The sequence below is a fragment of the Streptomyces sp. NPDC086549 genome (assembly GCF_044746205.1).
Taxonomy (GTDB): Bacteria; Actinomycetota; Actinomycetes; order Streptomycetales; family Streptomycetaceae; genus Streptomyces.
In genome coordinates this window covers 176,198-201,835 of sequence record NZ_JBIVBS010000018.1, presented here as the reverse complement: position 1 = coordinate 201,835, position 25,638 = coordinate 176,198, and the positions used below count along the sequence as shown (strand labels likewise).

The following is a 25,638-nucleotide window of genomic DNA, read 5'->3' as shown; positions in this document are numbered from 1 at the left end:
TCACCCTCTGCTCGACCGTTTCCGCACCTTCTTGTTTTCGTCCTATTGACGACAAGCGGCATCGCCGCTTATCGTCCACATGACGAAAATCAGCGAGGGGGCTCCATGGCCGACATCACCCGGCGCCTGGGCTGGCGCCATCTGCGCGGCGCTCCGACGGCGCACATCAGACACCACCGCTCGGGACAGCTCGCGCACGACGGCCCGGGGCTCAGCTTCTGGTTCCGCTCGCTGACCGCCGCCCTGTCCGAGGTACCGGTCGACGACCGGGAGCTGGCGATGACCTTCCACGCCCGCACCTCCGACTTCCAGGACGTGGCCGTGCAGGCGACGGTCACCTACCGGATCAGCGACCCGGCCGTCGCCGCCGCCCGGCTGGACTTCTCGATCGACCCCGACACCGGCGTGTGGCGGGGTGCGCCCCTCGAGCAGCTGGGCACACTGCTCACGGAGTCGGCCCAGCAGCACGCACTGGCCGTCCTCGCCCGTACGCCGCTGTCGTCGGCACTGGTCGACGGGGTGAGCGCGGTGCGCGAGCGGATCGCCGAGGGGCTGGGCGCGGAGCCCCGCCTCCCGGCCACCGGCATCGAGGTGGTCGCCGTCCGCGTGGTGGCGCTGCGGCCCGAGCCCGAGGTGGAGCGGGCGCTGCGCACTCCGGCCCGCGAGCAGATCCAGCAGGAGGCCGACCGGGCCACCTACGAGCGGCGGGCCGTGGCCGTCGAGCGGGAGCGGACGATCGCCGAGAACGAGCTGGCCAGCCAGATCGAACTCGCCCGCCGCGAGGAGCAGTTGGTCGAGCAGCGCGGCACGAACACGCGCCGCGAGGCGGAGGAGCAGGCGGCGGCGGACGCGGTGCGCGCCCAGGCGGAGGCGGCACGGACGGTCAGGCTCGCGGAGGCCGAGGCAGCCCGCTCGGTGAAGCTGGCCGAGGCAGAGGCGGACCGGTCGGTGAAGCTCGCGGAGGCCGAGGCCAACCGGTCGCTGCGGCTGGCCGACGCCGAGGCGCGGCGCACCGCGCTGCTGACCGACGCGGAGGCCGGCCGGACGGCCCGGCTGGCGGAGGCGGAGGCGGCCCGTTCGGTACGACTGGCCCGCGCGGAGGCCGAGGGCGCACGCGAGGTGGGTGAGGCGCGGGCGCAGGCCCAGGCCGCGTGGCTGCGGGTGCACGCGGACGCCGGAGTCGACGGCGTGGCGACGCTGCACGCCCTGACGGCGACCCGGCTGGCGGAGAACCTTCCCCGGGTCGACAGCGTGACCGTGTCCCCGGACGTGCTCACCGGGCTGCTGGCGAAGCTCGGCGGCCCGGGGGCGCGGGAGTGAGTCTCGCCCCGCGGGCCGTGCTGGTCCACCGCACCACGGAGTACGAGGAGCTGGTGGCCCGGCACGGCACGCACGGCCAGGCCGCCTTCTTCCTCGCCTCCCGCGGCCGCGACATCGACGAGGTCGCCGAACGCCACCACCGCACCCGCCGGGCGCTGGCCGAGGTCGCCTCGGCGGTGCCCCTGACCTGGCGGCAGAGCCGGGTGGAGCGGGCCGACCTGGACCGGTTCCTGTTCGCGCCCGAGGACGTGGTCGTCGTGGTCGGCCAGGACGGGCTGGTGGCGAACGCGGCGAAGTACCTCATCGGCCAGCCGGTCCTCGGCATCGACTCCGACCCCGGCCGCAACCCCGGCGTGCTCGTCCGGCACCGGCCGGCGGACGCGGCGACCCTGCTGCCGGCCGCCCTGGCCCGGGGCACCGGCGTCGACGAGCTCACCATGGTCGAGGCCGTCGCGGACGACACACAGCGCCTGGTTGCGCTCAACGAGATCTATCTGGGGGCGGCCGGACACCAGACGGCCCGTTACCGCCTGGGCCTCGACGGCGACGGGGGTGTCGTCGAGGCCCAGGCCTCGTCCGGGGTGCTGGTCGGGACCGGGACCGGGGCCACCGGGTGGCTCCGGTCGGTGTGGCAGGAGCGGGCCAGCGGGCTGCCGCTCCCCTCCCCCACCGAGGACCGGCTGCTGTGGTTCGTGCGGGAGGCCTGGCCGTCACCGGCCACCGGAACGTCGCTGGTGGCGGGCGAACTCGCGGCCACGGCGGCCCTGTCGGTCACCGTCGAGTCCGACCGGCTCATCGCCTTCGGCGACGGGATCGAGAGCGACGCGCTGGAGCTCACCTGGGGGCAGACGGTCCGGGTTCGGGTGTGCGGGGAGCGGCTGCGGCTGATCGGCTGACGCCCGGCGTCCACAGGGTCGTCGCCGCCAGCAGCGCGACCGCGGCCGACCCCAGGAGGACGGGTACGTTACCGAACCCGGCGGCCAGCGCGCCGCCCGCGAGCGCTCCGACCGGCACCGTGGCGAGCAGCGCGGCCTGCACGAACCCGGCGACGCGGCCCTGCATGCCGTCCGGCGTGGCCAGTTGCTGCAAGGTGGTCATGGAGATCGCCCACACGGTGACGGCGAGCCCGTAGCAGGCCTGGTAGGCGAGCAGCAGGGGGAACGCGTGGCCCAGCGCGGCCGCCGGGATCAGGAAGACCGCGCCGCCCGCCAGCAGTGCGCAGATCCTCGTGGCCGACCACAGCCCCGTCGTCCGGGCGAAACGGCCGGCGACCAGCACGCCCGCCAGCGTGGCCGCGCTGTGCACGGCGTACGAGGTGCCCAACTGCCAGGCGGGCAGGGCGAGATCGCGGGTCGCGTAGTACACGAACAGTGCGCCCGCCGCTCCGCTGCCGAGGTTGAGTCCGGCGCCCGCGAGGACCATCCGGCGCAGCCGCCGTTCGGCCCGGACCACTTCGAGTCCCGCGCGCAGGAGGGCTGTCGGCGGCTCCTTGCCCTTCGGCTCGGCCCGGTCGTTCAGCGCCGCGGGCAGGGCGAGCAGGAGCAGCGCCTCGACGGCGTAGGCCGCGCTGCCCGCCAGCAGGGCCGGGGCGGGGCCGAGGACACCGACCAGCACACCGCCCAGTGCGGGTCCGCCGATCTGTCCGGCCGTACGGGCCCCGGTGAGCGCGGAGTTGGCGGCCAGCAGCCGCTCCGGTCCGACGACCCGGGGCAGGGCCGCCTGCAGGGCGACCGAGAGCGTGAAGGTCAGGGCTCCCGAGACGACGGCCACCCCGTACAGCTGCGGGCGGCCGACTCCTCCCAGGGCGTACGCGAGCGGGACCGAACCGACGACCAGGGCCTGGGCGGCGGTGACCGCGACGAGCAGCCGGCGCAGCCGCACCCGGTCGACAAGCAATCCGGCGAACGGGCTCAGCAGGGCCCCGGGCAGGTAGGTCAGCGCGAGCACCGCCGCCGCCCCGAACGGTCCCGCGTCCAGCCCGGTCACCGCGAGCAGCGCCACGGCCAGGGCGGTGACCTGCCGTCCTACGGAACCGGCGATCTGCTCCCCGCAGAGCAGGACGAAGGCCCGCTGCCGCCGCAGCGGAAACGGCCGGGCCTCGACAGGTGCCGTGCCCAACCCTCAGATCCCCGTGCTGGGCACGGGCCAGCGCCTGATGCGCGGCGGCAGGGCCACCGCCCACCCGTCGGTGACCAGGGCCAGCCGCTCGGCGGCCAGCAGGTCGGCGGCCTCCCGCCGGCCGGAGCTCAGGCCGTCGAGCGCAGTGGGCTCCAGAAGCGTGTGGAAGGCGGAGAGCAACTCGGGGTGGTCGAGGGTGAACCGGGCCGCCGAGCCGGGTTCCCTGCGGTCCATGACGGTGACGAAGCCCGGACCACGACGGTGATAGAGCATCCCGTACGAGTACCCCGCCCGCCAGCGGTCCAACTCATCTGGTTCGTCGACCGGTTGGGAGGGCGGCGGCAGATGGCGGAGGAGCCCGATGTCGTACGGGGTCTCCGCGCCGTCCGCCTCCCAGCCGACCTGGAGCCCCAGGCTCTGGCACTCGCGCAGGAACTGGACCGCCACCGCGGTCCGCCGTCCGCCCGCGCCCAGGCCGAGCGGCTCGGTCACCTCGACCCGGCGGCCCAGGACGCGGTGCGCGACGGCAGCGGGCAGCCCGGTCATCCGGCCACCCCCGCTCCGTCGGGCAGGCGGACCGGCTCGTCCCAGGTGGGCAGGGCGACGTACGTCCGGCCGTCACGGAACAACAGACCCAGGGAAAACGCCTGTTGAACCCATCGGCTCAACTCCTCCGCGCAGACGTCGTGGCCCTGTGCCGTCAGCAGCCGGTGCAGCGCCGACTCGGTGCGTCCGTCCTCCAGGCGGCGCAGGGCTGCCGCAGCCCAGCCGGTGAAGCGATGGGTGGTCCGGGGCCTGCCGTGCCGCCGGTCGTGCACGAGCAGGGCGGCCCCGCCCTCCCCCTCTTCCCCTTCTTCTTCGTGCTCCTCGAACAGCAGCCGCGAGTGGTGGTGTCCGGCCCGCCACTCGGCCACGGCCGCCTTGAGCCGCTCCTCGGCCTCGCCCGTGATGCCCGCGTCCTCCGTGTCGAACAGGTAGACCAGGTCGGCGAGTTCGCCCTCGGGCAGGTCGTAGACGTGCTGGTACATCTCGGCCGGCCGCCGCTTGCCGAAGCCCAGGCCGGGGTCGGTGAAGTGCGGGCTGAACCGCTCCAGCTGGATGCGGTGGGCGCCGCTGGGCGGCTGGAGGTGGACCAGTGCCGGAAGCTGGTCCACGACGGACGCGTAGTCCTCGGCGGTCTCGCCGGGGAAGCCGTAGAGGAGGTTCCAGGAGCAGGTGAGCGAATGGTTCTCGCACTCGCGGAGCGTACGGACGTTGCGGGCGCCGGTGACACCCTTGTCCATGAGGTCGAGCACCCGGCTGCCCAGGCTCTCGATGCCCGGCTGGATGTGCACGGTGCCGGACCGGCCGAGGAGCCCGAGCTGGTCGGGGGTCAGGTTGGACTTGACCTCGTAGTGCAGCCGCAGGTCCCAGCCGCTGTCGACGACACGCGGGAGGAAGTCCCGGAAGTACGCCATGTCGATGATGTTGTCGACGGTGACGACGTCCAGGATGCGGTGCCGCCGTACGAGGCGGTCGATCTCGTCCCACAGCCGCTCCCCCGGCTTGGCGCGGAAGGCCATGGCCGAGCCGTTGAGCCCGCAGAAGGTGCAGTGGTGCTTCTCGCCCCACCAGCAGCCCCGAGCCCCCTCGACGACCAGCTTCGGGTGGACGTACTCCAGCACCGGGGACGCCTCCAGGGCGGCCTGCCACTGGTCGTAGTCGGGCGAGGGGATGTCGGCGGGCGCCACGGTCCGCCGGGTCTCGGCGTTGGCCCGGGACACCTCGCCGTCCCACCAGCACAGGCCGGGGACATCGGCCGGCGGGGTGCCGTCGTCCAGGTGGCGCAACAGGGCGGGGAAGGCGTACTCCCCCTCGCCGCGCACCACGTGGTCGACGAACCGGTGGGTGCGATGCAGGGCGTGGCCCATGGGGCCGTCGCAGTTGCCGCCGCCGAAGACGACGGTGAGCCCGGGGCGGCGGCGCTTGAGCTCCCGGGCGAGGGCCAGGGAGGCCACGTTCTGCATGAACGTGGTGGTGAACCCGACGAGGTCGGGCTCCGCCGCGAGCACCTCGGTCGCGGCCTCGGCGATGAACCCGGCCGCGTACGGCCGCATCCCGACGGCGGTGTCGGTGAACACGTCCCGGCCGGCCGCGTAGTCCCGCAGCCGTGCAGCGCCCCAGCCGGGGTCGTCGTACAGGACGCCCGAGAAGACCCAGTCGCCGAGGCCGTGGAAGATCGAGTCGCTGCCGACCGTCACGTAGTCACCCGGACGGAGCCGTCCTCCGGAGTGTTCGAGGAGGAACTCCGCCCAGCGCAGCGAACCGTGGAACTCGGTCACCTCGTCGGACGGGCGGGCCTGCCGCACCAGACGGTGCAGCAGGCCCACTTGTAGCGAGGGGAGGTCGATCGGATGCCAGGGCATCGTCACCAGGTGAACGCGCATACCACCCCTTCGGTCAGCGAGTCGGCCGTCAGCGGATCAGCCGTCAGCGGGACGGCCGCTTCTCCACGATCGCCGGCCGGCGGCTGGTGCTCTGGTCCTCGCGGACCACTACCTTCTTGATCTCCACGTGCCTCACTCCCTCCGGTGTTCCGAACACACGTACGCCGCAAGGTGTTTCACCATATGAACAGATATATGTGAGGCACAAGGGTGCCCGTGGGACGCCTCACAGACGCGGGTCCACCGGCTCCGACTCCAGCGCCAGCACCCCGAACACCGCCTCGTGCACCCGCCACAGCGGCTCACCCTCGGCCAGCCGGTCCAGGGCCTCCAGGCCGAGGGCGTACTCGCGGATCGCCAGCGACCGCTTGTGGTTCAGGAATCGCTTGCGCAGCCGGTCGAGGTTGTCCGGCCGGGTGTACTCGGGACCGTAGATGATCCGCAGGTACTCGCGGCCCCGGCACTTGATGCCCGGCTGGACCAGCCGGCCGTGCTCCTCGTCGCGCACCACCGCGCCGACCGGCTTGACGACCATGCCCTCGCCGCCCCGGCCGGTCATCTCCAGCCACCAGTCGACACCCGCCCGCACCGACTCCGGGTCGCCGGTGTCGACGTACAGCCGCCGCGTGGTCTGCAGCAGTCCCGTCCCGTCGTGCTCGACGAGCCGGTCGATCAGCGCGAGCTGCTGGTCGTGCGGCACGGCGGCCAGGCTGCGTCCCTGCACGGCCAGGATCTGGAACGGGGCGAGCCGCACCCCGTCCAGCCCGTCCGTGGTCCAGCAGTAGCGCCGGTACGCGTCCGTGAACGCGGCCGCGTCGGCGGCCCGCTCACGCTGCCGGGAGAGCAGCCCGGCCACGTCCACGCCCCGCGCCGCCGCACCCTCCAGGGCCGACAGCGCACCCGGGAACACCGCGCCGGAGGCGGCACCGACGGCCGCGTACTGGGAGCGCAGCAGGCCGGACGCCTTCAGCGACCACGGCATCAGCTCCGCGTCGAGCAGCAGCCAGTCCCCCGCGCCGGAGGCGCTGTCGGATGCAGCGAGCTCGTCCCACAGGCCCGCCTCCCCGATCGCCGACCGGACGCGCCCGAGGATCTCCTCGGTCACGGCGTCGTCGTCGAAGAACGGCCGTCCGGTGCGGGTGTACAGCGACCCGGTGGGCCCGTCCACGCCGAACCGCTTCCGGGCGGCCTCCGCGTCCCGGCACACCAGGGCCACCGCCCGCGAGCCCATGTGCTTCTCCTCGCACACGACCCGGGCGACGCCGTCCCGCGCGTACTGCGCGAACGCCTCGGCCGGGTGCTCCAGGTAGCCCTCCATATGACTCGTGGCCGTAGGTGCCATGGTCGGCGGCAGGTACGGCAGCAGCCGCGGGTCGACGGCGAAGCGGCTCATGACCTCCAGGGCCGCCGCCGCGTTCTCCTCACGGACCGCGACCCGGCCCGCGTGCCGTGTCTCCACGGCCCGGCGTCCGTACACGTCCGCCAGGTCCAGCGGCCGCCCGTCGTGCCCGCCGGGCGCCTCGCTGCGCAGCGGCTTCGCCGGCTCGTACCAGACCCGCTCGGCCGGTACGTCGACCAGCTCCCGCTCCGGCCAGCGCAGCGCGGTCAGCTTGCCGCCGAAGACGGCGCCGGTGTCCAGGCAGATGGTGTTGTTGAGCCAGGTGGCCTCCGGCACCGGGGTGTGGCCGTAGACAACGGCGGCCCGGCCTCGGTAGTCCTCCGCCCACGGGTAGCGCACCGGCAGCCCGAACTCGTCGGTCTCCCCCGTCGTCTCGCCGTACAACGCGTGCGAGCGCACCCGGCCGGAGGTGCGGCCGTGGTACTTCTCGGGCAGACCGGCGTGGCAGACGACCAGCTTGCCGCCGTCGAGGACGTAGTGGCTGACCAGCCCGTCCAGGAAGCGGCGCACCTCCGCCTTGAACTCCTCGCTCTCGCCCTCCATCTGCTCGACGGTCTCGGCGAGCCCGTGGGTGTGCTGGACCTTGCGGCCCTTGAGGTAACGCCCGTACTTGTTCTCGTGGTTGCCCGGCACGCACAGCGCGTTGCCCGACGCCACCATGGACATCACCCGGCGCAGCACGCCCGGGGTGTCCGGGCCCCGGTCGACCAGGTCGCCGACGAAGACGGCCGTACGGCCCTGCGGGTGCACGCCGTCGGTGTAGCCCAACTTGGCGAGCAGGGAGTTGAGTTCGGAGGCGCAGCCGTGGATGTCGCCGATGATGTCGAAGGGCCCGGTGAGGTGGGTCAGGTCGTTGAAGCGCCTCTCGGTGACGACCGTGGCGCTGTCGGCCTCCTCCACTCCGCGCAGGACGTGCACCTTGCGGAAGCCCTCGCGCTCCAAGTGCCGTACGGAACGGCGGAGTTCCCGGATGTGCCGCTGGATCACCCGGCGCGGCATGTCGGCGCGGTCGGTGCGGGTCGCGTTGCGCTCGGCGCACACCTCCTCGGGCACGTCGAGCACGATGGCGATGGGGAGCACGTCGTACTTCCTCGCCAGCTCGATGAGCTGGCGCCTGCTGTCCTGCTGCACGCTGGTGGCGTCGACGACGGTACGCCGGCCGGCGGCCAGCCGCTTGCCCGCGATGTAGTGCAGCACGTCGAAGGCGTCACTCGTCGCGCTCTGGTCGTTCTCGTCGTCGGAGACCAGACCCCGGCAGAAGTCCGAGGAGATGACCTCGGTGGGCTTGAAGTGCCTTCGGGCGAAGGTGGACTTGCCCGAGCCGGAGGCGCCGACGAGCACCACGAGGGAGAGGTCGGTGACGGGGAGGACCCGTCCCTTGTCCTGCGTCTCGGTCATGCTGCCTTCGCCTCCTTCTTGATCTCGTTCCGGTTCTCGTTCCGGTTCTCGTTGCGGTGGAACGCGGCCATCTGGGTGGGCGGCCCGACTTCCGGGTCGTCCGGTCCGACGGCCGTGAACTCCACCTCGTAGCCGTGCCGTTCGGCCACGGCCGCCGCCCAGGTGCGGAACTCCTCGCGGGTCCACTCGAAGCGGTGGTCGCCGTGCCGGACGTGTCCGGCGGGCAGGGTCTCCCAGCGGACGTTGTACTCGACGTTCGGGGTGGTCACCAGGACCGTGCGTGGGCGCGCGTGCCCGAACACGGCGTACTCCAGGGCGGGCAGCCGGGGCAGGTCGAGGTGCTCGATCACCTCGCTGAGCACGGCCGCGTCATAGCCCTTGAGCCGGTTGTCCGTGTAGGCGAGCGAGCCCTGGAAGAGCTGCACGCGGGCCGCCTGCCGCTCCCCCATGCGGTCCAGCTTCAACCGGCGCGAGGCGATGGTGAGGGCCCGCACGGAGACGTCGACGCCGACGACCTCGGTGAACCGCACGTCCCTGAGCAGCTCCTGCACCAGCTGGCCCTGCCCGCAGCCGAGGTCGAGGACCCGGGCGGCACCGGCCTCGCGCAGGGCGGCGACGATCGCCTCCCGGCGCTGTACGGCGAGCGGTGTCGGCTTCTCCTCCGCCTCCGTCTCCTCCTCGACCGCGTTGTCGATCGCCTCGACCTCGCTGTCGTCGGCCTCGGCGAGGCGCACCAGCTCCAGCCGCTCCATCGCCTGCCGGGTCAGCGACCAGCGGCGGGACAGATAGCGGCTGGTGATCAGCTTCTGCTCCGGGTGCGTGGGCAGCCAGCCCTCGCCGGCGCGCAGCAGCTTGTCGACCTCGTCGGAGGCGACCCAGTAGTGCTTGGCGTCGTCGAGGACGGGCAGCAGGACGTACAGGTGACGCAGCGCCTCGGCAAGGGTCAGCGACTCCGACTCCAGGACGAGGCGGACGTACCGCGAGTCGCCCCACTCCGGGAACTCGGAGTCGAGGGTGACGGGTTCGGCGGTCACGGCCCAGCCGAGCGGCTCGAAGAGTCGTCGTACGAGCTCCGGGCCGCCGCGGGCGGGCAGTGCGGGTACCTCGATGCGCAGCGGCAGGGGTGCGGCGGCCCGCTCCGGGCGGGCGTTGCACACGCCCCGCAGGGCGCTGGAGAACACTCCGCTCAGCGCGACCGCGAGCAGCGAGGAGGCCGCGTAGGGGCGGTCGTTGACGTACTGCGCGAGTGCCGCGTCGGGAGCTCCACCGCGGCCCTTGCCCTTGCCCCGGCGGACCAGCGCGACCGTATCGACCTCCAGCAGGAGCGCGGCCGTGCAGCGCTCGGTATCCGCCTCTGGGTAGAAGACCTGCGCGGTGCCGTAGGAGGTGGAGAAGGTCTGTGCCTTCTCGGGGTGCTTGTGCAGCAGGAACCCGAGGTCGGTGGCCGGGAGGGCGGCGGTGCCGCTAGTGGAGATCGTCAGGAACACACGTCCGAGTCTCTCGTGTGCGGCACCGTTCTGACCACCGGTTTTACCGAAGCGGCCGGCTGTCGGGCCCGTGGCCGGCGTCGGACCGCAGCTCTGCTCATGACTCTTTCTCGATAATGGTCCGGGAGTTCTCGACCGCCCGCTCGTTCGCGGCGCGCAGGGCGTCCAGATCCTTCTTGCGCTTGCTGACGGCCGTCTTCTGGGCGCGGGCCTCGACGGCGTGGACGGTGTCGATGTAGCCGGTGTCGAGCTTGCACCGGGCATCGGCAGCCGCTGTCTTCTTCTCCCTGCTCGACGGCTTCTCCGTCCGGTACCAGGCGGTGTCGACCGATACCTCGTCCGGATCGGGGTAGTGGAAGCCCTTCTTCTTCATGCAGGCCGACCAGGCGCGGTCGGCCTTCTTCCAGGCCGGGTCCTTCCGCGCCTCCTTGTGGGACTCGTACCACAGTTCGAGGCCGAGGGAGTAATAGCCGGTGACCTTGAGGCCGTTGACCTTCGTCGTTTTGGGCGGAGCGCCGTAGATCTTCTGCATCGCCTGTCCCAGACAACCCCCCTGGGGGATGGGGTGCCCGTGGGCGCGGCGGCTGTCGCCGGAGTCGAACGTGCCGGTGAGGGCGACGTACTGGTCGGCCACCCACTCCTGGGGCTGGGAGGACTCCGTCTGCTTCCGGTTGTGGTATCCGTGCTCGATGGCCTCGTCGGGATCGTCGACCCCGTAGGGGCGGTCGTCACCGGTCGTGCTGCTGAGCGCGAGGGTTCCCCGCCGGACCGGATACGTCGACTCGACGGTCTTGGTGTTGAGCATCGTGAAGCCGGCGAAGCCGAGCCGGACCATGCACTTCTTCGCGAGGATCCACTGCGCCGAGCCGATGGCCTTTCCCGCGTCCGACGACGGGTCCGGCAGGTAGGCGTGCAGCGGGAACGACTCCATGGTGTTGAGGCGGCCGGCCTCGTCGGCCGGATCGTCATGGCCGGCGAACTGACAGGCCGACAGCGCAAACAGGCCGGTGACTGCGACAGCGAGAGGGAGCACTTTACGCACCCGGTCATCCGATCAGGCCTGGATCATGCGCGCCGTGATGGAGCCCACAGTTCCGGCACAGAGAGTCCACACGGCGAGCACATCGCCTTGGTTCCTGTGATCTCCGCCATGGCTCTCCCGGCCGGGACCTGATGGAGTGACTGATCGTCAACTGACCACTGACAGAACGGGAATTGGCATGACCATCAGCACAGGCACACACGTGGGGAGACGGGCCGCTGTCGCGGCGACGGCCGCCGCCGTCCTGTCCACGGGGGTTCTCGCGGCCGCTCCCGCCCAGGCGGCTCCGTCGGCACCGCAGGCTCCGTCGGCGCCTTCCGTGTCGGCGCAGGGCGCGTACGCGATGAACGCCGCCACCGGCAGGACGCTGTTCGGGAAGGGGGCGGACACACAGCTGAGGACCGGTTCCACGACGAAGATCATGACGGCGCTCGTGGTGCTGTCGCAGCAGCACCTGAACCTCGACCGCAAGGTGAAGATCAAGAAGGAGTACACGGACTACGTCATCGACCCGGTCACCCACACCCAGCGGTACTCCAGCGCCAATCTGATCCTCGGCGACTCGATGAAGGTGAAGGACCTGCTGTACGGGCTCCTGCTGCCGTCCGGGTGCGATGCGGCGTACGCGCTGGCGGACACCTACGGATCGGGGTCGACGACGGCCCAGCGGACGAAGTCGTTCATCGCGAAGATGAACAGCAAGGCGCGCGAGCTGGGGATGACGAACACCCACTTCGACTCGTTCGACGGGGTGTCCAACGGCCGGAACCTCGCGTCTTCCCGTGATCTGGCCAAGCTGGCCGTTGTCGCGCTGAAGAACAAGACGTTCAAGAAGGTCGTCGGCACCAAGGAGTACGACGACATGCAGTCGTACCAGCCCGGTGGCGGAACGCACGCCATGGCCCCCTGGAAGAACTCGAACAAGCTGCTCTCTTCCTACCGGGGTGCGATCGGCGTGAAGACCGGATCGGGGCCGGAGGCGAAGTTCTGCCTGGTGTTCGCGGCGACCCGCGGCAACAGGACGGTGGTGGGAACCATCCTCGCGGACACGTCGGCGGACGAGCGGTTCAAGGACGCGAAGAAGATCCTCGACTACGGCTTCGCACAGCACGGCTGAGAACGGCCGAGGACGGCCGAGTACGACGGCTGGTGCGGGGCGGGCATGTTCGTGCCCGCCCCGCACCGGCGTCACGACAGCTGCGACTGGACCTGGGAGGAGATCAGCTCCAGGTGGTCCAGGTCGGTGAGGTCGAGGACCTGGAGGTAGATGCGCCGCGAGCCGGCCTCGGCGTACCGGCCGATCTTGTCGACGACCTCGGCCGGGGAGCCGGCCAGACCGTTGGTCTTCAGCTCGTCGACCTCGCGGCCGATCGCGGCGGCCCGGCGGGCGACCTCCCGGTCGTCCCTGCCGGCGCAGACGACGAGGAGGTTGGAGCAGGTCAGGTCGTCGGCGTCGCGGCCCTCCGCCTCGGCCGCGGCGCGCACCCGGCCGAACTGCCGCTCGCTGTCCTCGGGCGAGGCGAACGGCATGTTGAACTCGTTCGCGTACTGCGCGGCCAGCCGCGGGGTGCGGGTGGCGCCGTGGCCGCCGATCACGACCGGGACCTTGGCCTGCGCGGGCTTGGGCAGCGCGGGCGAGTCGGTGAGGTCGTAGTACGTGCCGTGGAAGTCGAAGGTCTTGCCGACCTCGGTCGCCCACAGGCCGGTGACGATCGCCAGCTGCTCCTCCAGGCGGGCGAACTTCTCCTTCGGGAACGGGATGCCGTACGCCTTGTGCTCATCCTCGAACCAGCCCGCGCCCAGGCCGAGTTCGACCCGGCCGCCGGACATCTGGTCGACCTGGGCGACCTGGATGGCGAGCACGCCCGGCAGCCGGAAGGTGGCGGCGGTCATCAGGGTGCCGAGGCGGATGCGCTTGGTCTCGCGGGCCAGACCGGCGAGCGTGATCCAGGCGTCGGTGGGGCCGGGCAGGCCGTCCACGTCGCCCATGTGCAGATAGTGGTCCGAGCGGAAGAAGGCGTCGAACCCGAGGTCTTCGGTGGCCTTCGCCACGGCGAGCAAGGTGTCGTAGGTCGCCCCTTGCTGGGGCTCGGTGAAGATTCGAAGATCCATACCTCCATCCTGCACGCCAGGGACACGTCAGGCACGTCAACCCCACCGGCACCTCCTGCCCCAGCCGCCCCCGGTCGGGTGAAATCGCGTCAACCGGGCGCACGGGGCCCGCCGAGGTGGGGGAACCCGCCTACCCCGCCTCCTTCTCCGGCAGCGCCGCCTCCCGCGCCGCCAGCTTGCGCAGCATCTCCCGTACGCGGTCCCGGGACTCGTCCGCCGCGTCGATCGCCTCCATGCACTGCCAGTACGTCGCCTGGTCGTCGGCGGAGCTGGCCATGCCGACCAGGGCGATGCCGACCTCGCCGAGGAGGCCGCCGAGGCAGAGGAGGGTCCCGCGGGCGTCGTCCAGTTCGGTGAGCTGGGCGGCGCGCAGGTCGCCGGGGTCGAGGACCGGGGCGTCCAGGACGCCGCAGCCGCGGCCGGCCAGTTCGGTCAGGCCCAGCGCCTCGCCCCGCAGTTCCGGCGGCCCGGAGACCGCCAGCCGGCTGCCGATCGCCTGGGCCAGGGCCTGGGCCTGCCACACCTCTGCCAGGATCTCCGGCGCGTCGCCGCTTTCCGCCAATGCGCTCCTGCTGGTCACGATGAGCCGCATCGCATCCATGGGCCGTCCCCGTCCGCCCGACGTGCTGGTCGCACGCTCTCCACCCGAACACCCTTGTTCACTACCCAGAGTGAGGGGGGATGAGACAGAAAGCCAGAGGAAGACGGAAATCTGCGGACAACAATTCGGATTCGGGCAGCAATTCAACTTCGGAGAGTGATAGTGGAATCCGGGGCTCCCTAGTGGTTCCCCTCGTGGTTCCCCTCGTCCTTGTCCGCTCCGTCGCCCACTCGCCCGCCCTCTTCCTCGCTCTCCCCGCCCTCTTCCTCACTCTCCCCTTCGCCCTCTCGCCCGCCCTCCCCCGGCACCGGAAACCTCTGCTCGTTCCGGTCGATCTTGGCGTCCAGGGCGGCGAGCGGGTCGATGCCGAGGACCTCGCACAGTTGCAGCAGATAGGCGAGCACGTCCGCGACTTCGTCCGTGACGCGGTGCGCGGTGTCGGGGTCGTCCATGACGCGGGCCGACTCCTCCGGCGTCAACCACTGGAAGATCTCGACCAGTTCGGAGGCCTCCACACTGAGGGCGGCCGCGAGGTTCTTGGGGGTGTGGTACGGCTGCCAGTTCCGGGCGGCCGCGAACTCGGCCAGCCGGCGCTGCAGTTTCGCCACGTCCAGGTGTTCCGTCACGGCTCCAGGTGTACCACCGTGACTCCGTCGGTCCCGGCGGCCCACGTCGCGTCGCTCACCGCCCCGACGAAGCGGATGTGCCCGAGTCCGCACATCCGGGTGGCGAGCCGCAGCAGTTCGGTCCGCTGCCGGCCGTCCAGCGCGTGGTCGAGGCCGTCGGCGAGGACGGTGAGCGTCCGCATGGCGTCGGGCACCTCGTGGGGCGCGTCGACGTCCAGGACTCCCGGGCCGGTGAGCAGCACCAGGGCCAGCGCGAGGTATCTCAGCTCGCCGTCGCCGAGCCGGCCGAGTCCGGTCCGGATGCCGTCGCCCCGGTCGAGCAGCGCCCGGACGGTCCCGTCGCCCAGCGGCTCGGCGGCCAGGTCGGCCACGGGTCCGGCGCATCCGGCGCGCACCGCCGCGACGAGCTGCGCGTGCCGGCGGCCGCATTCCGCACGGGTGCGCCACAGGACCTCGGCGAGGTTGTCGCAGCCCGGCAGGAGCCGTCCGGGGCCCAGGGGGACGGCCTCGCGCATCCGGTCGGGGCGCGGCTCGCAGGCGAAGACGGAGCGCAGCGCGACCACGGTCTGTTCGGCCGCGGCGAGCACCTGACGCTGCCCGTCCGTCTTGCCTGCCACGCGCAGCGGGAGGAGCGCGGTGCCGAGGCGGTCGTCGGGGAGCGGGGCGCGCGTCACCGGTGACGATCCCGCGGTGTGCCAGGCGGCCTGGACGGAGGGTCGCCTCGGGTCGCGCAGGGCCGTCTCCAGCAGGACGAGCCCGCCCGCGGTCAGCCGCTCGCCGACGATGCGAAGTTCGGGCTCGGCCTGCACGGCGACATCGAGCCGGACCGGGCCTTCGGGGCCGTCCGTCGTACAGCCGATGCGGAAGCCGCGCCGGTGCTGGGCGTCGGGCCGGGCACGCTCCGGCACACAGGCCACCGGGTCCGGGAACACCGCGGCGAGCGGTGCCCCGCCGCCGAGCCGGGCGAGCGCCTCGTACGCCCGCAGCGCCGTCGACTTGCCGCACCCGCTGGGCCCGGCGAAGAGGGTGAAGGCGCCGAGCGGAAACCCGGCCCGCCGATGCCCCGCGAACGCGGAGAGCCGCAACTCGGTGACCCGCGGCCGGGCCCACCGTTCCGGGCCGGCCGGATCCGCGGGCGGGGGCACCGTGGGAGAAGTACCGGGCTCAGGTGCTGGACCCGGTGGAACGGACATGGGGGACGTGGGGCATGTGGGGGGCACGGCCATGACCGGACCGTAGGGCTCCCCTGTCGCGGCGAACCGTTCCGGCGTCGCCACCTTCCTACGAACGAGGGACCGCGCTCACCCGCGAGGAGATCCCGGCCCCTCCGCTCACCCGCCGGAAAGCCCGGCCCCCTGCATGAGCCCGCTGACCTCGGTGCCGGGCGGGGTGAGCAGGAACACGTTCCGGTCGACGCGGTGCATCCCGCTGCCCAGGCCGAAGACGACGCCGGTGCTGAAGTCGAGGACGCGCTTGGCGACCTCGGTCTCCGCACTGGAGAGGTCGAGAAGGACCGGCACGCCCGCCATGAGCGTCTCGGCCACTTCACGGGCGTCCGCGAACACATTGACCCGCAGGACGACGAACCGCCGCCGGGTCTCGGTCTCCGCGTCCGGGAGGGAGCGGTGGCTCACCGCGGACGGCCAGGCGTCCCGCCCTCGCAGCGGCACGACCTCGGCGAGCCCCTCCCACTGTTCGTCGGTGACGTCGTAACGGCTCACCGGATCCCCCCGAACTGACTCGCATTCCATGCCTGCACCAGCCAATTCTTACGCCAAGTCACCCGTTCGGCCCAACAGCGACACGAAGCGCGACGGTCACGGCGGCCCCTTTTCTCGCCCCCCGTGTGACACATGTACGAAAAAACCCATTTCTTACCGCCCTCACACCGGACTCTTCACCTCCTGCGACGCGCCGCTCACCGGTCGCGATTACGGTCCGATGTCGTGCACTTGGCAGAAACACAGCTGGTGACACCCGGCCGGCGGACGCAGTCGGCGGTGTCCGCCGCCCCGGGGTCCCCGGCACAGTGGCACCGCGTCCTGACCCTCCTCGCCGACGTGAGCCTGTTCATCGGGACCCGGGCGGTATGGACACAGGCGGCCTCCCACCGCCTCCTCCTCGCGGCGGTCATCTCCGTCTGTTACGCCTCGATCCTGGTGACCGGGGTGCTCGCCCTGACGGTCCGTCGTGCCCGCTCGCTGGCGCACCTGGACCTGGTGGTGCTGGTGACCGCGGTGGCACTGACCCTGTGCAGCTGGGCGCTGAACCACAGCGGCGGCGACGAGGCGGTGCTCACCACTCAGGCCGCCAAGGAGCTGGTCGCCGGGCACACGGTCTACGGGCAGCCCTGGCCCTGGCTCTTCACCGGCAAGGGCGTCGCCATCACGCCGACGATAAGCGGCGGGTACGACTTCACGTACGGCTATCCCCCGCTGGCACCGCTGCTGACCGCCCCCATGCTGTGGCTGGGGCGCGGTGGCGCCCCAGCGACGGCGGCGGCCACCGGCGCGCTGATCGTCGGCGCGGTCGTGATGTGGCGGATGCTGCCCGTTCCGTGGCGGTCGGCGGCCACGATGGCCTGCCTGGGCTTCGGATTCCTGCCGTCGTACGCCCGGCTCGGCTACCCGGCGATCCTCGGCATGGTCCTGCTGGTGCCGGTGGTGGTGCGCTGGCCGCGGACCGGGCGGGGCGGGCGGCTCGGCGCCGCCGGGATCGCGCGGGCGGCGTGTCTGGGGGCCGCGTGCGCGGCGCAGCAACTCCCCTGGTTCGTCGCCCCGTTCCTGCTGGCCGGGATCTACGCGGTGCGCCGAGGCGAGCTGGGCGGGCGCGCGGCGGGGCTGGTGATACTGCGGATCGTGGGGGTCGCCACCACGGCGTGGCTGCTGATCAACACGTACTTCATCGTGTCCGAGCCCGGCCCGTGGCTGAAGGGGATCGCCCTGCCGCTGACGCAGGGCGCGGTGCTGCACGGCCAGGGCCTGGTGGGCATCTCGCTGTACTTCACGAACGGCAGCGACCGGCTCGACTGGTACTCGCACGCGAGCATGCTCCTCGCGGCCGCCCTGCTCGCGCTGTTCGTGCTGTTCGTACGGCGGCTGGGCCCGGCGGCGACCGTGCTGCCCTGGCTGGCCTTCTACCTGGCGACCCGTTCCCAGGACGGCTACTACCTGATGATGACCCCGCTGTGGCTGGCGGCGGCGGTCACCACGCCCCTGTCGGAGTTCGAGCACGCCTGGCAGCCGCGCCCCCGGCCGCTGACCGGGACCCGCCGCCGCCCTGCCCTGGCCGCGGCGATCGTGCTGCTGATCACCCCGGCGCTGGTGAGCGCGGCCCTGGCGGTGTCGGGCAGGCCGCCGCTGAGGATACAGGTCACCTCGGTGCGGCGGACCTCGGAGAGCGTGGTCTCGGCGCTGATCCTGAAGGTGGTCAACACGGAGGACTCCGCGCTCACCCCGCACTACACGCTCACCACGGGCCAGGGCATGAACAAGTACTGGTCGGTCGTGCGGGGCCCGGCCACGATTCCCGCTCACAGCACGGTGAGCGTCGAACTCCGGCCGCCCGAGGGAAGGTTCCCCCTCCCCAGGCCGAGCGTCCGCATCCGGCTGCGCGCCTTCACGGCGACCCCGCAGACGCTGTCCAGTCAGGACATAAAGCTGAGGAAGTCCACGGGCGGGGCGGGCTGACCCGCCGGCTCAGGCCGCCGCGCGCGTGAACCGCAGCGTGGCGGCCACCGTGGTCAGCCCGCGGAGCATGCCCATCTGGTTCCAGCCCATGCCGAACTGGTCGCGGTCCACGGTGAACTCCGCCTCCAGCGTGAGCGCCTCGGCGTCGGCCGCGGCCAGACGTGCGGTGACGGACTGGGGCCTGCTGATGCCGCGCACGGTCAGCTGACCGGCGATGTGCGCCGTGTCGCCGCCGCGGAGCTCGGCGCCGCGGACGGCGAAGGTGATCTCCGGGTGGTTCTCGGCGTCGAAGAAGTCGGCCGAGCGCAGGTGGGTGTCGCGCTTGGCGTTCTTGGTGTCCAGCGAGGCGACGTCCAGTGTCACGGTGCCGGTGGCGGACCCGTCGGCCCCTACCTCGCCCTGGCCGCCGACGGCGGCGAAGGTGCCCTTGACGGTGACCAGGCCCCAGAAGGTCTTGTGGCTCAGGGCCACGGTGGAGGCGGTCGGGTCGAGCTGCCAGAGGCCCGTTTCCACGGCGACGGTCATGGTCGTACTCCCGGATTGGTGGTTCAAATTTGGATGACCTCACGCTAACCCATCATCCAAATTTGAACAACAGGTAGACTCGAAGCCATGGCCGCCCCCGACGAACACCCCGCCGACCAGCCTGGATGTCCCTCCCTGGAGGGCAGCGGGCTGCTCCCCAGGGAGCTGCGAGCCTGGATGCTCCTGCTGGCGGCGACCGGCGCGGTGGAGCAGCGGCTGCGCTCCGTGGTGAAAGAGAACCTCGACGTCTCCCACGACGAGTTCCTCATCCTGTGTCTGCTGGCCGAGCACCCGCGGGACGGTCTGCGCATGACCCGGATCGCCGACCTCCTGGGCCGCCCCAAGACCCGGCTCACCTACCAGATCGCCTGCCTCCAGCACGCCGGGCTGGCCACCCGCCAGACGGTCTGCGGCGACAAGCGGGGCGTGCAGGTCACCCTCACCGAGAAGGCCCGGCGACTGCTGAAGGAGACCTCCGGACTGCTCGCCGCGGCGGTCAAGGAGGCGCTCGCCGAGTTCGTCGGACCGGAGCAGCGCGAAGCGGTGAACGGGCTGCTGCCGGGGCTCGCCGACGGAACCTGCTGACGGCCGTTCCGACGCCCCCTGCCGACGGTACAAAAGGGGGCGTACGGAACCCGGGAGGCGCAGGTCACAACCGCGAGGAGGGCAACGTCACAGCCCCCGCTCTGCTATCACTTGAGCGCCCTGCCCTAGCATCCGAGCCATGACGGTCCTGCCTGACGACGGGCTCTCACTGGCCGCCGAGTTCCCTGACGCGACACACGAGCAGTGGCAACACCTGGTCGAGGGTGTACTGCGCAAGTCGGGCAAGGAAGTCTCGGGCGCGGCAGCTGAGGACACCCTGTCCACGACGCTCGAGGACGGCCTGCGCACCCGGCCCCTCTACACCGCGCGCGACACCGCGCCCGACCCCGGCCTGCCCGGCTTCGCCCCGTTCGTGCGTGGCAGCCGCGCCGAAGGCAACACCACGGGCGGCTGGGACGTGCGGCAGCGGCACGCGGCGGCCGAGGACGGCGCGATCCTGACCGACCTGGAGAACGGCGTCGCCTCGCTCTGGCTGCTCGTGGGCCAGGGCGGCATCCCGGTCTCCGGGCTCGCACGCGCCCTCGACGGTGTGTACCTCGACCTGGCCCCGGTGGTGCTCGATGCCGGCCGAGACGTCGAGGCCGCCGCGGCGGAGCTGCTGCGGCTGTACGAGGAGCGGGGCGTCGACCCGAAGGCGGTGCGCGGCAACCTCGGCGCGGACCCGCTGGGTCACGAGGCCCGTACCGGCACCGCCCAGGACTTCGCGCCGGTCGCCGCCCTTGCTGCCCGGTGCGCCGAGGCGTACCCCGGGCTGCGCGCGCTGACCGTGGACGCGCTGCCGTACCACGAGGCCGGCGGCTCGGCCGCGCAGGAGCTGGGCGCCTCCCTCGCGACCGGTGTGGCCTACCTGCGTGAGCTGACCGAGGTGGGCCTCACGGTCGAGCAGGCCTGCGGTCAGCTGGAGTTCCGCTACGCGGCCACCGCCGACCAGTTCCTGACCATCGCCAAGCTGCGCGCGGCGCGCCGGCTGTGGGCGCGGGTCGCCGAGGTGTGCGGGGCGCCCGGCGCGGGCGTGCAGGTGCAGCACGCGGTGACCTCGCCGGTGATGATGACCCGCCGCGACCCGTGGGTGAACATGCTCCGCACGACGGTCGCGACACTCGCGGCCGGGGTCGGCGGCGCCGACTCCGTCACCGTGCTGCCGTTCGACCATGCGCTCGGCCTGCCGGACGCGTTCGCCCGCCGTATCGCGCGCAACACGTCGACGATCCTGGTCGAGGAGTCCCACCTGGCCCGGGTCATCGACCCGGCCGGCGGCTCCTGGTACGTGGAGTCGCTCACCGACGAGCTCGCCCGCGCGGGCTGGGAGTTCTTCCGGACGATCGAGCGCGACGGCGGCCAGGCGGCCGTCCTGCGCTCCGGCCGGATCCGTACGGACCTGGCCACGACCTGGGCGGAGCGCTCCAAGAAGCTCGCCAAGCGGCGCGAACCCATCACCGGCGTCAGCGAGTTCCCGTACCTGGCCGAGAAGCCCGTGCAGCGCGAACCCGCTCCCGAGCCGGCGTCGGGAGGTCTTCCGCGCGTGCGCCGGGACGAGGCGTACGAGGAATTGCGCGCCCGCTCCGACGCCCACCTCGCGGCGACCGGCTCCCGCCCCCGGATCTTCCTCTCCACGATCGGATCGGCCGCCGCGTACACCGCGCGCTCGACGTTCGCCGCCAACCTCTTCCAGGCCGGCGGCATCGAGCCGGTCACCGAGGGAAGCTTCGAGGACAGCGGCGCCACCGAGGCCGTGGTGTGCTCCAGCGACGCGCTGTACGAGGAGCAGGCCGAGCAGACGGCGCAGTTCCTGAAGGCGTCGGGCGCCCGGCACGTGGTCCTCGCGGGCCGCCCCGCCGAACCCTCGGGGTATCCCGGCGTCGACTCGTACGTCTTCGCGGGCTGCGACGCCGTCGACGTGCTGTCCGCGACCCTCGACCGCATGGGAGTGTCCTGATGGGAATCCCCGACTTCTCCGGCATCGAGCTGGGGGCCCCGGTGGCCGACGGCGGTGCCGAGGAGTGGCATACGGCCGTCAAGCAGGCGACCGGCGCCGAGGAGCGGCTCTGGGAGACCCCGGAGGGCATCGGGGTCAAGCCGCTCTACACCGGCCGTGACCTGGAGGGCCTGGACTTCCTGGGCACCTACCCGGGCATCGCGCCGTACCTGCGCGGCCCCTACCCGACGATGTACGTCAACCAGCCCTGGACGATCCGCCAGTACGCGGGCTTCTCGACCGCCGAGGAGTCGAACGCGTTCTACCGGCGCAACCTGGCGGCCGGTCAGAAGGGCCTGTCGGTCGCCTTCGACCTGCCCACGCACCGTGGCTACGACAGCGACCACCCGCGCGTGACGGGTGACGTCGGCATGGCCGGCGTGGCGATCGACTCGATCTACGACATGCGGCAGCTGTTCGACGGGATTCCGCTGGACAGGATGACCGTGTCGATGACGATGAACGGTGCCGTGCTGCCGGTGCTCGCGCTCTACATCGTGGCGGCGGAGGAACAGGGCGTACCGCCCGAGAAGCTGGCCGGGACCATTCAGAACGACATTCTGAAGGAGTTCATGGTCCGCAACACCTACATCTATCCGCCGAAGCCGTCGATGCGGATCATCTCCGACATCTTTGCCTACACCTCGCAGCGGATGCCCCGCTACAACTCCATCTCCATCTCCGGGTACCACATCCAGGAGGCCGGAGCCACGGCCGACCTGGAGCTGGCGTACACCCTCGCGGACGGTGTCGAGTACATCCGCGCCGGGCGGGAAGCCGGCCTGGACGTCGACGCGTTCGCGCCGCGGCTGTCGTTCTTCTGGGCGATCGGCATGAACTTCTTCATGGAGATCGCCAAGCTGCGGGCCGCGCGCCTGCTGTGGGCCAAGCTGGTCAGTCAGTTCGACCCGAAGAACACCAAGTCGCTGTCCCTGCGCACGCATTCGCAGACGTCCGGCTGGTCGCTGACCGCGCAGGACGTGTTCAACAACGTCACGCGTACGGCCGTGGAGGCGATGGCGGCGACCCAGGGCCACACCCAGTCGCTGCACACCAACGCCCTGGACGAGGCGCTGGCGCTGCCGACCGACTTCTCGGCGCGCATCGCCCGCAACACCCAGCTGCTCATCCAGCAGGAGTCCGGCACCACCCGGGTCATCGACCCGTGGGGCGGCAGCGCCTACGTCGAGAAGCTGACGTACGACCTCGCCCGGAAGGCCTGGGCGCACATCCAGGAGGTCGAGCAGGCCGGCGGTATGGCGCAGGCCATCGACGCCGGTATTCCGAAGCTCCGCGTGGAGGAGGCGGCCGCGCGCACGCAGGCCCGCATCGACTCCGGTCGCCAGCCGGTGATCGGTGTCAACAAGTACCGGGTGGAGAACGACGAGGCGATCGAGGTCCTCAAGGTCGACAACTCCTCCGTGCGCGCCCAGCAGATCGAGAAGCTGCGGCGGCTGCGCGCGGAGCGTGACGAGACCGCCTGCCGGGACGCCCTCGACGCGCTCACCCGGGCCGCCGACGGCGAGGGCAACCTGCTGGAGCTGGCCGTGCGCGCGGCCCGCGCCAAGGCCACCGTCGGCGAGATCTCCGACGCCCTGGAGAAGGTGTACGGCCGCCACGCCAGCCAGATCCGTACGATCTCCGGCGTGTACCGCAACGAGACAGGGGAGTCCCCGTCCGTGGACCGTACCCGCGCCCTGGTGGACGCCTTCGACGAGGCCGAGGGACGCCGGCCGCGCATCCTGGTCGCCAAGATGGGCCAGGACGGACACGACCGCGGCCAGAAGGTGATCGCCACCGGCTTCGCCGACCTCGGCTTCGACGTCGACGTCGGCCCGCTGTTCCAGACCCCGGAGGAGGTCGCCCGCCAGGCGGTCGAGGCGGACGTCCACGTGGTCGGCGTGTCCTCGCTGGCCGCCGGTCACCTCACCCTCGTACCGGCGCTGCGCGAGGCACTCGCCGAGGAGGGCCGGGAGGACATCATGATCGTGGTCGGCGGGGTGATCCCGCCGCAGGACGTGCCGACCCTGCTGGAGATGGGCGCCACGGCCGTGTTCCCGCCCGGGACGGTGATCCCGGACGCGGCGTACGACCTGGTGAAGCGGCTGTCGGCCGATCTCGGCCACGACCTGTAGTCCCCCATGGCAGCGATCGATCTCGACACATATGTGAAGGGTGTGCTCGACGGGAAGCGGGCGATCGTGGCCCGCGCCATCACGCTCGTCGAGTCCACCCGGCCGCAGCACCGGACGCTGGCGCAGGAGTTGCTCACCGAGCTGCTCCCGCACAGCGGCCGGGCGCGGCGCATCGGCATCAGCGGGGTGCCGGGCGTGGGCAAGTCGACGTTCATCGACGCCTTCGGCACGCTGCTGACCTCGCTGGGGCACCGGGTGGCGGTGCTCGCCGTGGACCCGTCCTCCACCCGCACCGGAGGCTCCATCCTGGGCGACAAGACCCGGATGGAGCGCCTCGCGGTGGACCCGGCGGCCTTCGTCCGTCCCTCCCCCAGCGCGGGCACGCTGGGCGGGGTCGCCAAGGCCACCCGTGAGTCCATGGTCGTGATGGAGGCCGCGGGCTACGACGTGATCCTGGTGGAGACCGTCGGCGTCGGCCAGTCCGAGACGGCGGTCGCCGACATGGTCGACTCGTTCCTGCTGCTCACGCTGGCCCGCACCGGAGACCAGCTGCAGGGCATCAAGAAGGGAGTCCTGGAGCTGGCCGACGTGATCGCGGTCAACAAGGCGGACGGCCCGCACGAGCGCGACGCCCGCGGCGCCGCACGGGAGTTGGCGGGCGCGCTGCGGCTGATGCACGGCAAGGACGCGTTCTGGTCCCCGCCGGTGCTGAGCTGCAGTGCCCGCGAGTCGACCGGCCTGGAGATCGTCTGGGAACGGCTGGAGCAGCACCGCGCGCTGCTCGACTCCGCCGGGCGGCTCACCGCCAAGCGGCGGGAGCAGCAGGTCGGCTGGACCTGGGCGATGGTCCGCGACGAACTGCTCGGCCGGCTGCACGCCGACCCCGCGGTACGCGACGCCGCCCCCGGCCTCGAACAGCAGGTCAGGGAAGGCTCGTTGACGGCGACGCTGGCCGCCGAACGCATCCTGGAAGCGTTCCGGGGCTCTGCCGGCTGACGTCCGGGGCCGCACCGACGCCCAACTGGCCGTGAAAGCATGGGAACTGACGGAGCATGAGTCAGAAAAGGACCTCGTTCCCATGACCAAGCAGCGCGCGTGGAGGTCCCCGCGACGACCGCCGTGCATCTGACCTCGGGCGTCGGCGACATCATGGTCCACCGCCTGTCGGGCACCACGTACGCCAAGTCCGGGACCGGCTCGGTCGACATCGGTGATTCCTCCGCCAAGTCCGTGACCGCGGCCGACGTCGCCGGCGCCGGCGCCGGCGACGGCGACGTCACGGTCTCCTTCAAGAGCGTGCCCGACAAGGCCGACGCCGGCACGGAAGGGGGTGACGCCACCGTCCGTCTGCCGCAGGGCGCCTACGACTGGACGCCACCACGGAGGGCGGTCACCGGTCGGTGGACGTGAAGACCGACTCCGGCTCACCGCACAAGGTCAGGGCACACACGGAGGGCGGCGACGTCACCGTGGAGTCCACGGGCTGACGTCACCGTGGAGTCCACGGGCTGACGTCACCGTGGAGTCCACAGGCTGACGTACGGTGGGCACATGGCCCCGCCCCTGCCCGGCCCGCTGGCCCACCTGGCCCCGCTGCTCGGCCACTACGGCTACTGGGCCGTCGGCGCCGTGGTCCTCGTGGAGGACTTCGGCGTTCCCGCCCCTGGCGAGACGATCCTGATCGCCGCCGGGACCTACGCCGGGGCCGGGAGGCTGAACATCGTGGCCGTCGCGGCTCTCGCGTTCGCCGCGGCCGTCGCCGGGGACAACATCGGCTATCTCATCGGCCGGTCCGGCGGCCGCGCCTTCGTCCAGCGCTGGGGTCGTTATGTGTTCCTGACTCCGGAACGCTTCCGTACGGCCGAGGAGTTCTTCACCCGCCACGGCGGCAAGATCGTCACCGTCGCCCGCTTCGTCGAAGGACTGCGCCAGGCCAACGGCATCATCGCCGGCACCAGTGGCATGCCCTGGCGCCGCTTCCTCGCTTTCAACGCGCTCGGAGCCGCGCTGTGGGTGGGCCTGTGGGCGACTCTGGCCTACGAAGCCGGCACCCACATCACCGCCCTCTACGACGAGATCACCCGCTACCAGCTCTACGCGCTCATCGCCCTCGGCGTGCTGGCCGCCGCGCTCGTCGGCCGGCATCTGCTGCGGCGCAGACACCGGAGCTGACGCAGCA

At 71.8% G+C, this 25,638-nt stretch carries 22 protein-coding genes; 10 read left to right on the top strand and 12 right to left on the bottom strand.

The features are described from left to right. Positions 1 to 105 precede the first annotated feature (105 nt). A complete protein-coding gene (locus ACIPSA_RS41030; protein ID WP_402644645.1) occupies positions 106 to 1,320 on the top strand; it encodes an SPFH domain-containing protein in 1,215 nt (404 codons plus the stop codon). Then, positions 1,317 to 2,216, top strand: a complete 900-nt coding sequence (locus ACIPSA_RS41025; protein WP_402644643.1) for a hypothetical protein — start codon at positions 1,317 to 1,319, stop codon at positions 2,214 to 2,216. The genes ACIPSA_RS41030 and ACIPSA_RS41025 overlap by 4 nt, the downstream gene beginning before the upstream one ends. On the opposite strand, the gene ACIPSA_RS41020 is transcribed toward ACIPSA_RS41025, so the two are convergent. The 6 genes from ACIPSA_RS41020 to ACIPSA_RS40995 form a co-directional block, all read right to left on the bottom strand. After that, complete coding sequence (locus ACIPSA_RS41020) at positions 2,155 to 3,438, bottom strand: MFS transporter (protein ID WP_402644642.1); 1,284 nt, start codon at positions 3,436 to 3,438, stop codon at positions 2,155 to 2,157. The genes ACIPSA_RS41025 and ACIPSA_RS41020 overlap by 62 nt on opposite strands. 3 nt (positions 3,439 to 3,441) lie before the next feature. Next, positions 3,442 to 3,984 (bottom strand): DUF5825 family protein, encoded by a 543-nt coding sequence (locus tag ACIPSA_RS41015; protein ID WP_402644640.1) that lies wholly within the window; start codon positions 3,982 to 3,984, stop codon positions 3,442 to 3,444. Then, positions 3,981 to 5,864 (bottom strand): RiPP maturation radical SAM C-methyltransferase, encoded by a 1,884-nt coding sequence (locus ACIPSA_RS41010; protein ID WP_402644638.1) that lies wholly within the window; start codon positions 5,862 to 5,864, stop codon positions 3,981 to 3,983. The genes ACIPSA_RS41015 and ACIPSA_RS41010 overlap by 4 nt, the downstream gene beginning before the upstream one ends. A gap of 226 nt (positions 5,865 to 6,090) precedes the next feature. Further along, entirely contained in the window at positions 6,091 to 8,661 is a 2,571-nt protein-coding gene (locus tag ACIPSA_RS41005; RefSeq protein WP_402644636.1) for a polynucleotide kinase-phosphatase, read from the bottom strand. Next, the gene (locus tag ACIPSA_RS41000; RefSeq protein ID WP_402644634.1) at positions 8,658 to 10,148 is read right to left on the bottom strand and encodes a 3' terminal RNA ribose 2'-O-methyltransferase Hen1; all 1,491 of its coding nucleotides are present in this window, start codon (positions 10,146 to 10,148) and stop codon (positions 8,658 to 8,660) included. Before ACIPSA_RS41000 ends, ACIPSA_RS41005 begins: the two co-directional genes overlap by 4 nt. A gap of 97 nt (positions 10,149 to 10,245) precedes the next feature. Further along, positions 10,246 to 11,181: a hypothetical protein gene (locus tag ACIPSA_RS40995; protein ID WP_402644632.1), complete on the bottom strand. Its 936-nt coding sequence runs from the start codon at positions 11,179 to 11,181 to the stop codon at positions 10,246 to 10,248. Positions 11,182 to 11,368: 187 nt separating this feature from the next. Here ACIPSA_RS40995 and ACIPSA_RS40990 point away from each other — a divergent pair, with 187 nt between their 5' ends. After that, a complete protein-coding gene (locus ACIPSA_RS40990) occupies positions 11,369 to 12,307 on the top strand; it encodes a D-alanyl-D-alanine carboxypeptidase family protein (protein WP_402644630.1) in 939 nt (312 codons plus the stop codon). A 71-nt stretch (positions 12,308 to 12,378) separates the two neighbouring features. Here ACIPSA_RS40990 and ACIPSA_RS40985 read toward each other — a convergent pair whose 3' ends face one another. The 5 genes from ACIPSA_RS40985 to ACIPSA_RS40965 all read right to left on the bottom strand — a co-directional run bounded on the left by ACIPSA_RS40985 (position 12,379) and on the right by ACIPSA_RS40965 (position 16,280). Next, entirely contained in the window at positions 12,379 to 13,302 is a 924-nt protein-coding gene (locus ACIPSA_RS40985) for an LLM class F420-dependent oxidoreductase (RefSeq protein ID WP_402644628.1), read from the bottom strand. A gap of 130 nt (positions 13,303 to 13,432) precedes the next feature. Continuing rightward, positions 13,433 to 13,903, bottom strand: coding sequence for a DUF6099 family protein (locus tag ACIPSA_RS40980; RefSeq protein WP_402644625.1), 471 nt, complete (start codon positions 13,901 to 13,903; stop codon positions 13,433 to 13,435). 179 nt (positions 13,904 to 14,082) lie between these two features. Continuing rightward, positions 14,083 to 14,529: a nucleotide pyrophosphohydrolase gene (locus tag ACIPSA_RS40975; protein ID WP_402644623.1), complete on the bottom strand. Its 447-nt coding sequence runs from the start codon at positions 14,527 to 14,529 to the stop codon at positions 14,083 to 14,085. Then, the gene (locus tag ACIPSA_RS40970; RefSeq protein ID WP_402644621.1) at positions 14,526 to 15,722 is read right to left on the bottom strand and encodes an ATP-binding protein; all 1,197 of its coding nucleotides are present in this window, start codon (positions 15,720 to 15,722) and stop codon (positions 14,526 to 14,528) included. Before ACIPSA_RS40970 ends, ACIPSA_RS40975 begins: the two co-directional genes overlap by 4 nt. A gap of 138 nt (positions 15,723 to 15,860) precedes the next feature. Beyond that, positions 15,861 to 16,280 carry a cell division protein SepF gene (locus tag ACIPSA_RS40965; protein WP_402644620.1) on the bottom strand — a complete coding sequence of 140 codons (420 nt, stop codon included), beginning with the start codon at positions 16,278 to 16,280 and terminating at the stop codon, positions 15,861 to 15,863. A gap of 195 nt (positions 16,281 to 16,475) precedes the next feature. Between ACIPSA_RS40965 and ACIPSA_RS40960 the strand changes: the two genes are divergently transcribed. After that, a complete protein-coding gene (locus tag ACIPSA_RS40960; RefSeq protein ID WP_402644618.1) occupies positions 16,476 to 18,218 on the top strand; it encodes a hypothetical protein in 1,743 nt (580 codons plus the stop codon). Positions 18,219 to 18,227: 9 nt separating this feature from the next. Here ACIPSA_RS40960 and ACIPSA_RS40955 read toward each other — a convergent pair whose 3' ends face one another. After that, on the bottom strand, positions 18,228 to 18,743 hold the full coding sequence (locus ACIPSA_RS40955; RefSeq protein WP_402644615.1) for a YceI family protein: 516 nt from the start codon (positions 18,741 to 18,743) through the stop codon (positions 18,228 to 18,230). An 87-nt stretch (positions 18,744 to 18,830) separates the two neighbouring features. Here ACIPSA_RS40955 and ACIPSA_RS40950 point away from each other — a divergent pair, with 87 nt between their 5' ends. The 6 genes from ACIPSA_RS40950 to ACIPSA_RS40925 all read left to right on the top strand — a co-directional run bounded on the left by ACIPSA_RS40950 (position 18,831) and on the right by ACIPSA_RS40925 (position 25,631). Continuing rightward, the gene (locus tag ACIPSA_RS40950; protein ID WP_402644613.1) at positions 18,831 to 19,328 is read left to right on the top strand and encodes a MarR family winged helix-turn-helix transcriptional regulator; all 498 of its coding nucleotides are present in this window, start codon (positions 18,831 to 18,833) and stop codon (positions 19,326 to 19,328) included. A gap of 139 nt (positions 19,329 to 19,467) precedes the next feature. Continuing rightward, positions 19,468 to 21,285, top strand: coding sequence for a methylmalonyl-CoA mutase family protein (locus tag ACIPSA_RS40945; protein WP_402644611.1), 1,818 nt, complete (start codon positions 19,468 to 19,470; stop codon positions 21,283 to 21,285). Then, the gene (gene scpA, locus ACIPSA_RS40940) at positions 21,285 to 23,459 is read left to right on the top strand and encodes a methylmalonyl-CoA mutase (protein ID WP_402644608.1); all 2,175 of its coding nucleotides are present in this window, start codon (positions 21,285 to 21,287) and stop codon (positions 23,457 to 23,459) included. The genes ACIPSA_RS40945 and scpA overlap by 1 nt, the downstream gene beginning before the upstream one ends. A 6-nt stretch (positions 23,460 to 23,465) precedes the next feature. Beyond that, a complete protein-coding gene (meaB, locus tag ACIPSA_RS40935; RefSeq protein WP_402644605.1) occupies positions 23,466 to 24,455 on the top strand; it encodes a methylmalonyl Co-A mutase-associated GTPase MeaB in 990 nt (329 codons plus the stop codon). 99 nt (positions 24,456 to 24,554) lie between these two features. Then, positions 24,555 to 24,869, top strand: a complete 315-nt coding sequence (locus tag ACIPSA_RS40930) for a hypothetical protein (protein ID WP_402644603.1) — start codon at positions 24,555 to 24,557, stop codon at positions 24,867 to 24,869. 141 nt (positions 24,870 to 25,010) lie between these two features. Continuing rightward, positions 25,011 to 25,631 carry a DedA family protein gene (locus tag ACIPSA_RS40925; protein WP_402644600.1) on the top strand — a complete coding sequence of 207 codons (621 nt, stop codon included), beginning with the start codon at positions 25,011 to 25,013 and terminating at the stop codon, positions 25,629 to 25,631. The last annotated feature ends 7 nt before the right edge of the window (positions 25,632 to 25,638 follow it).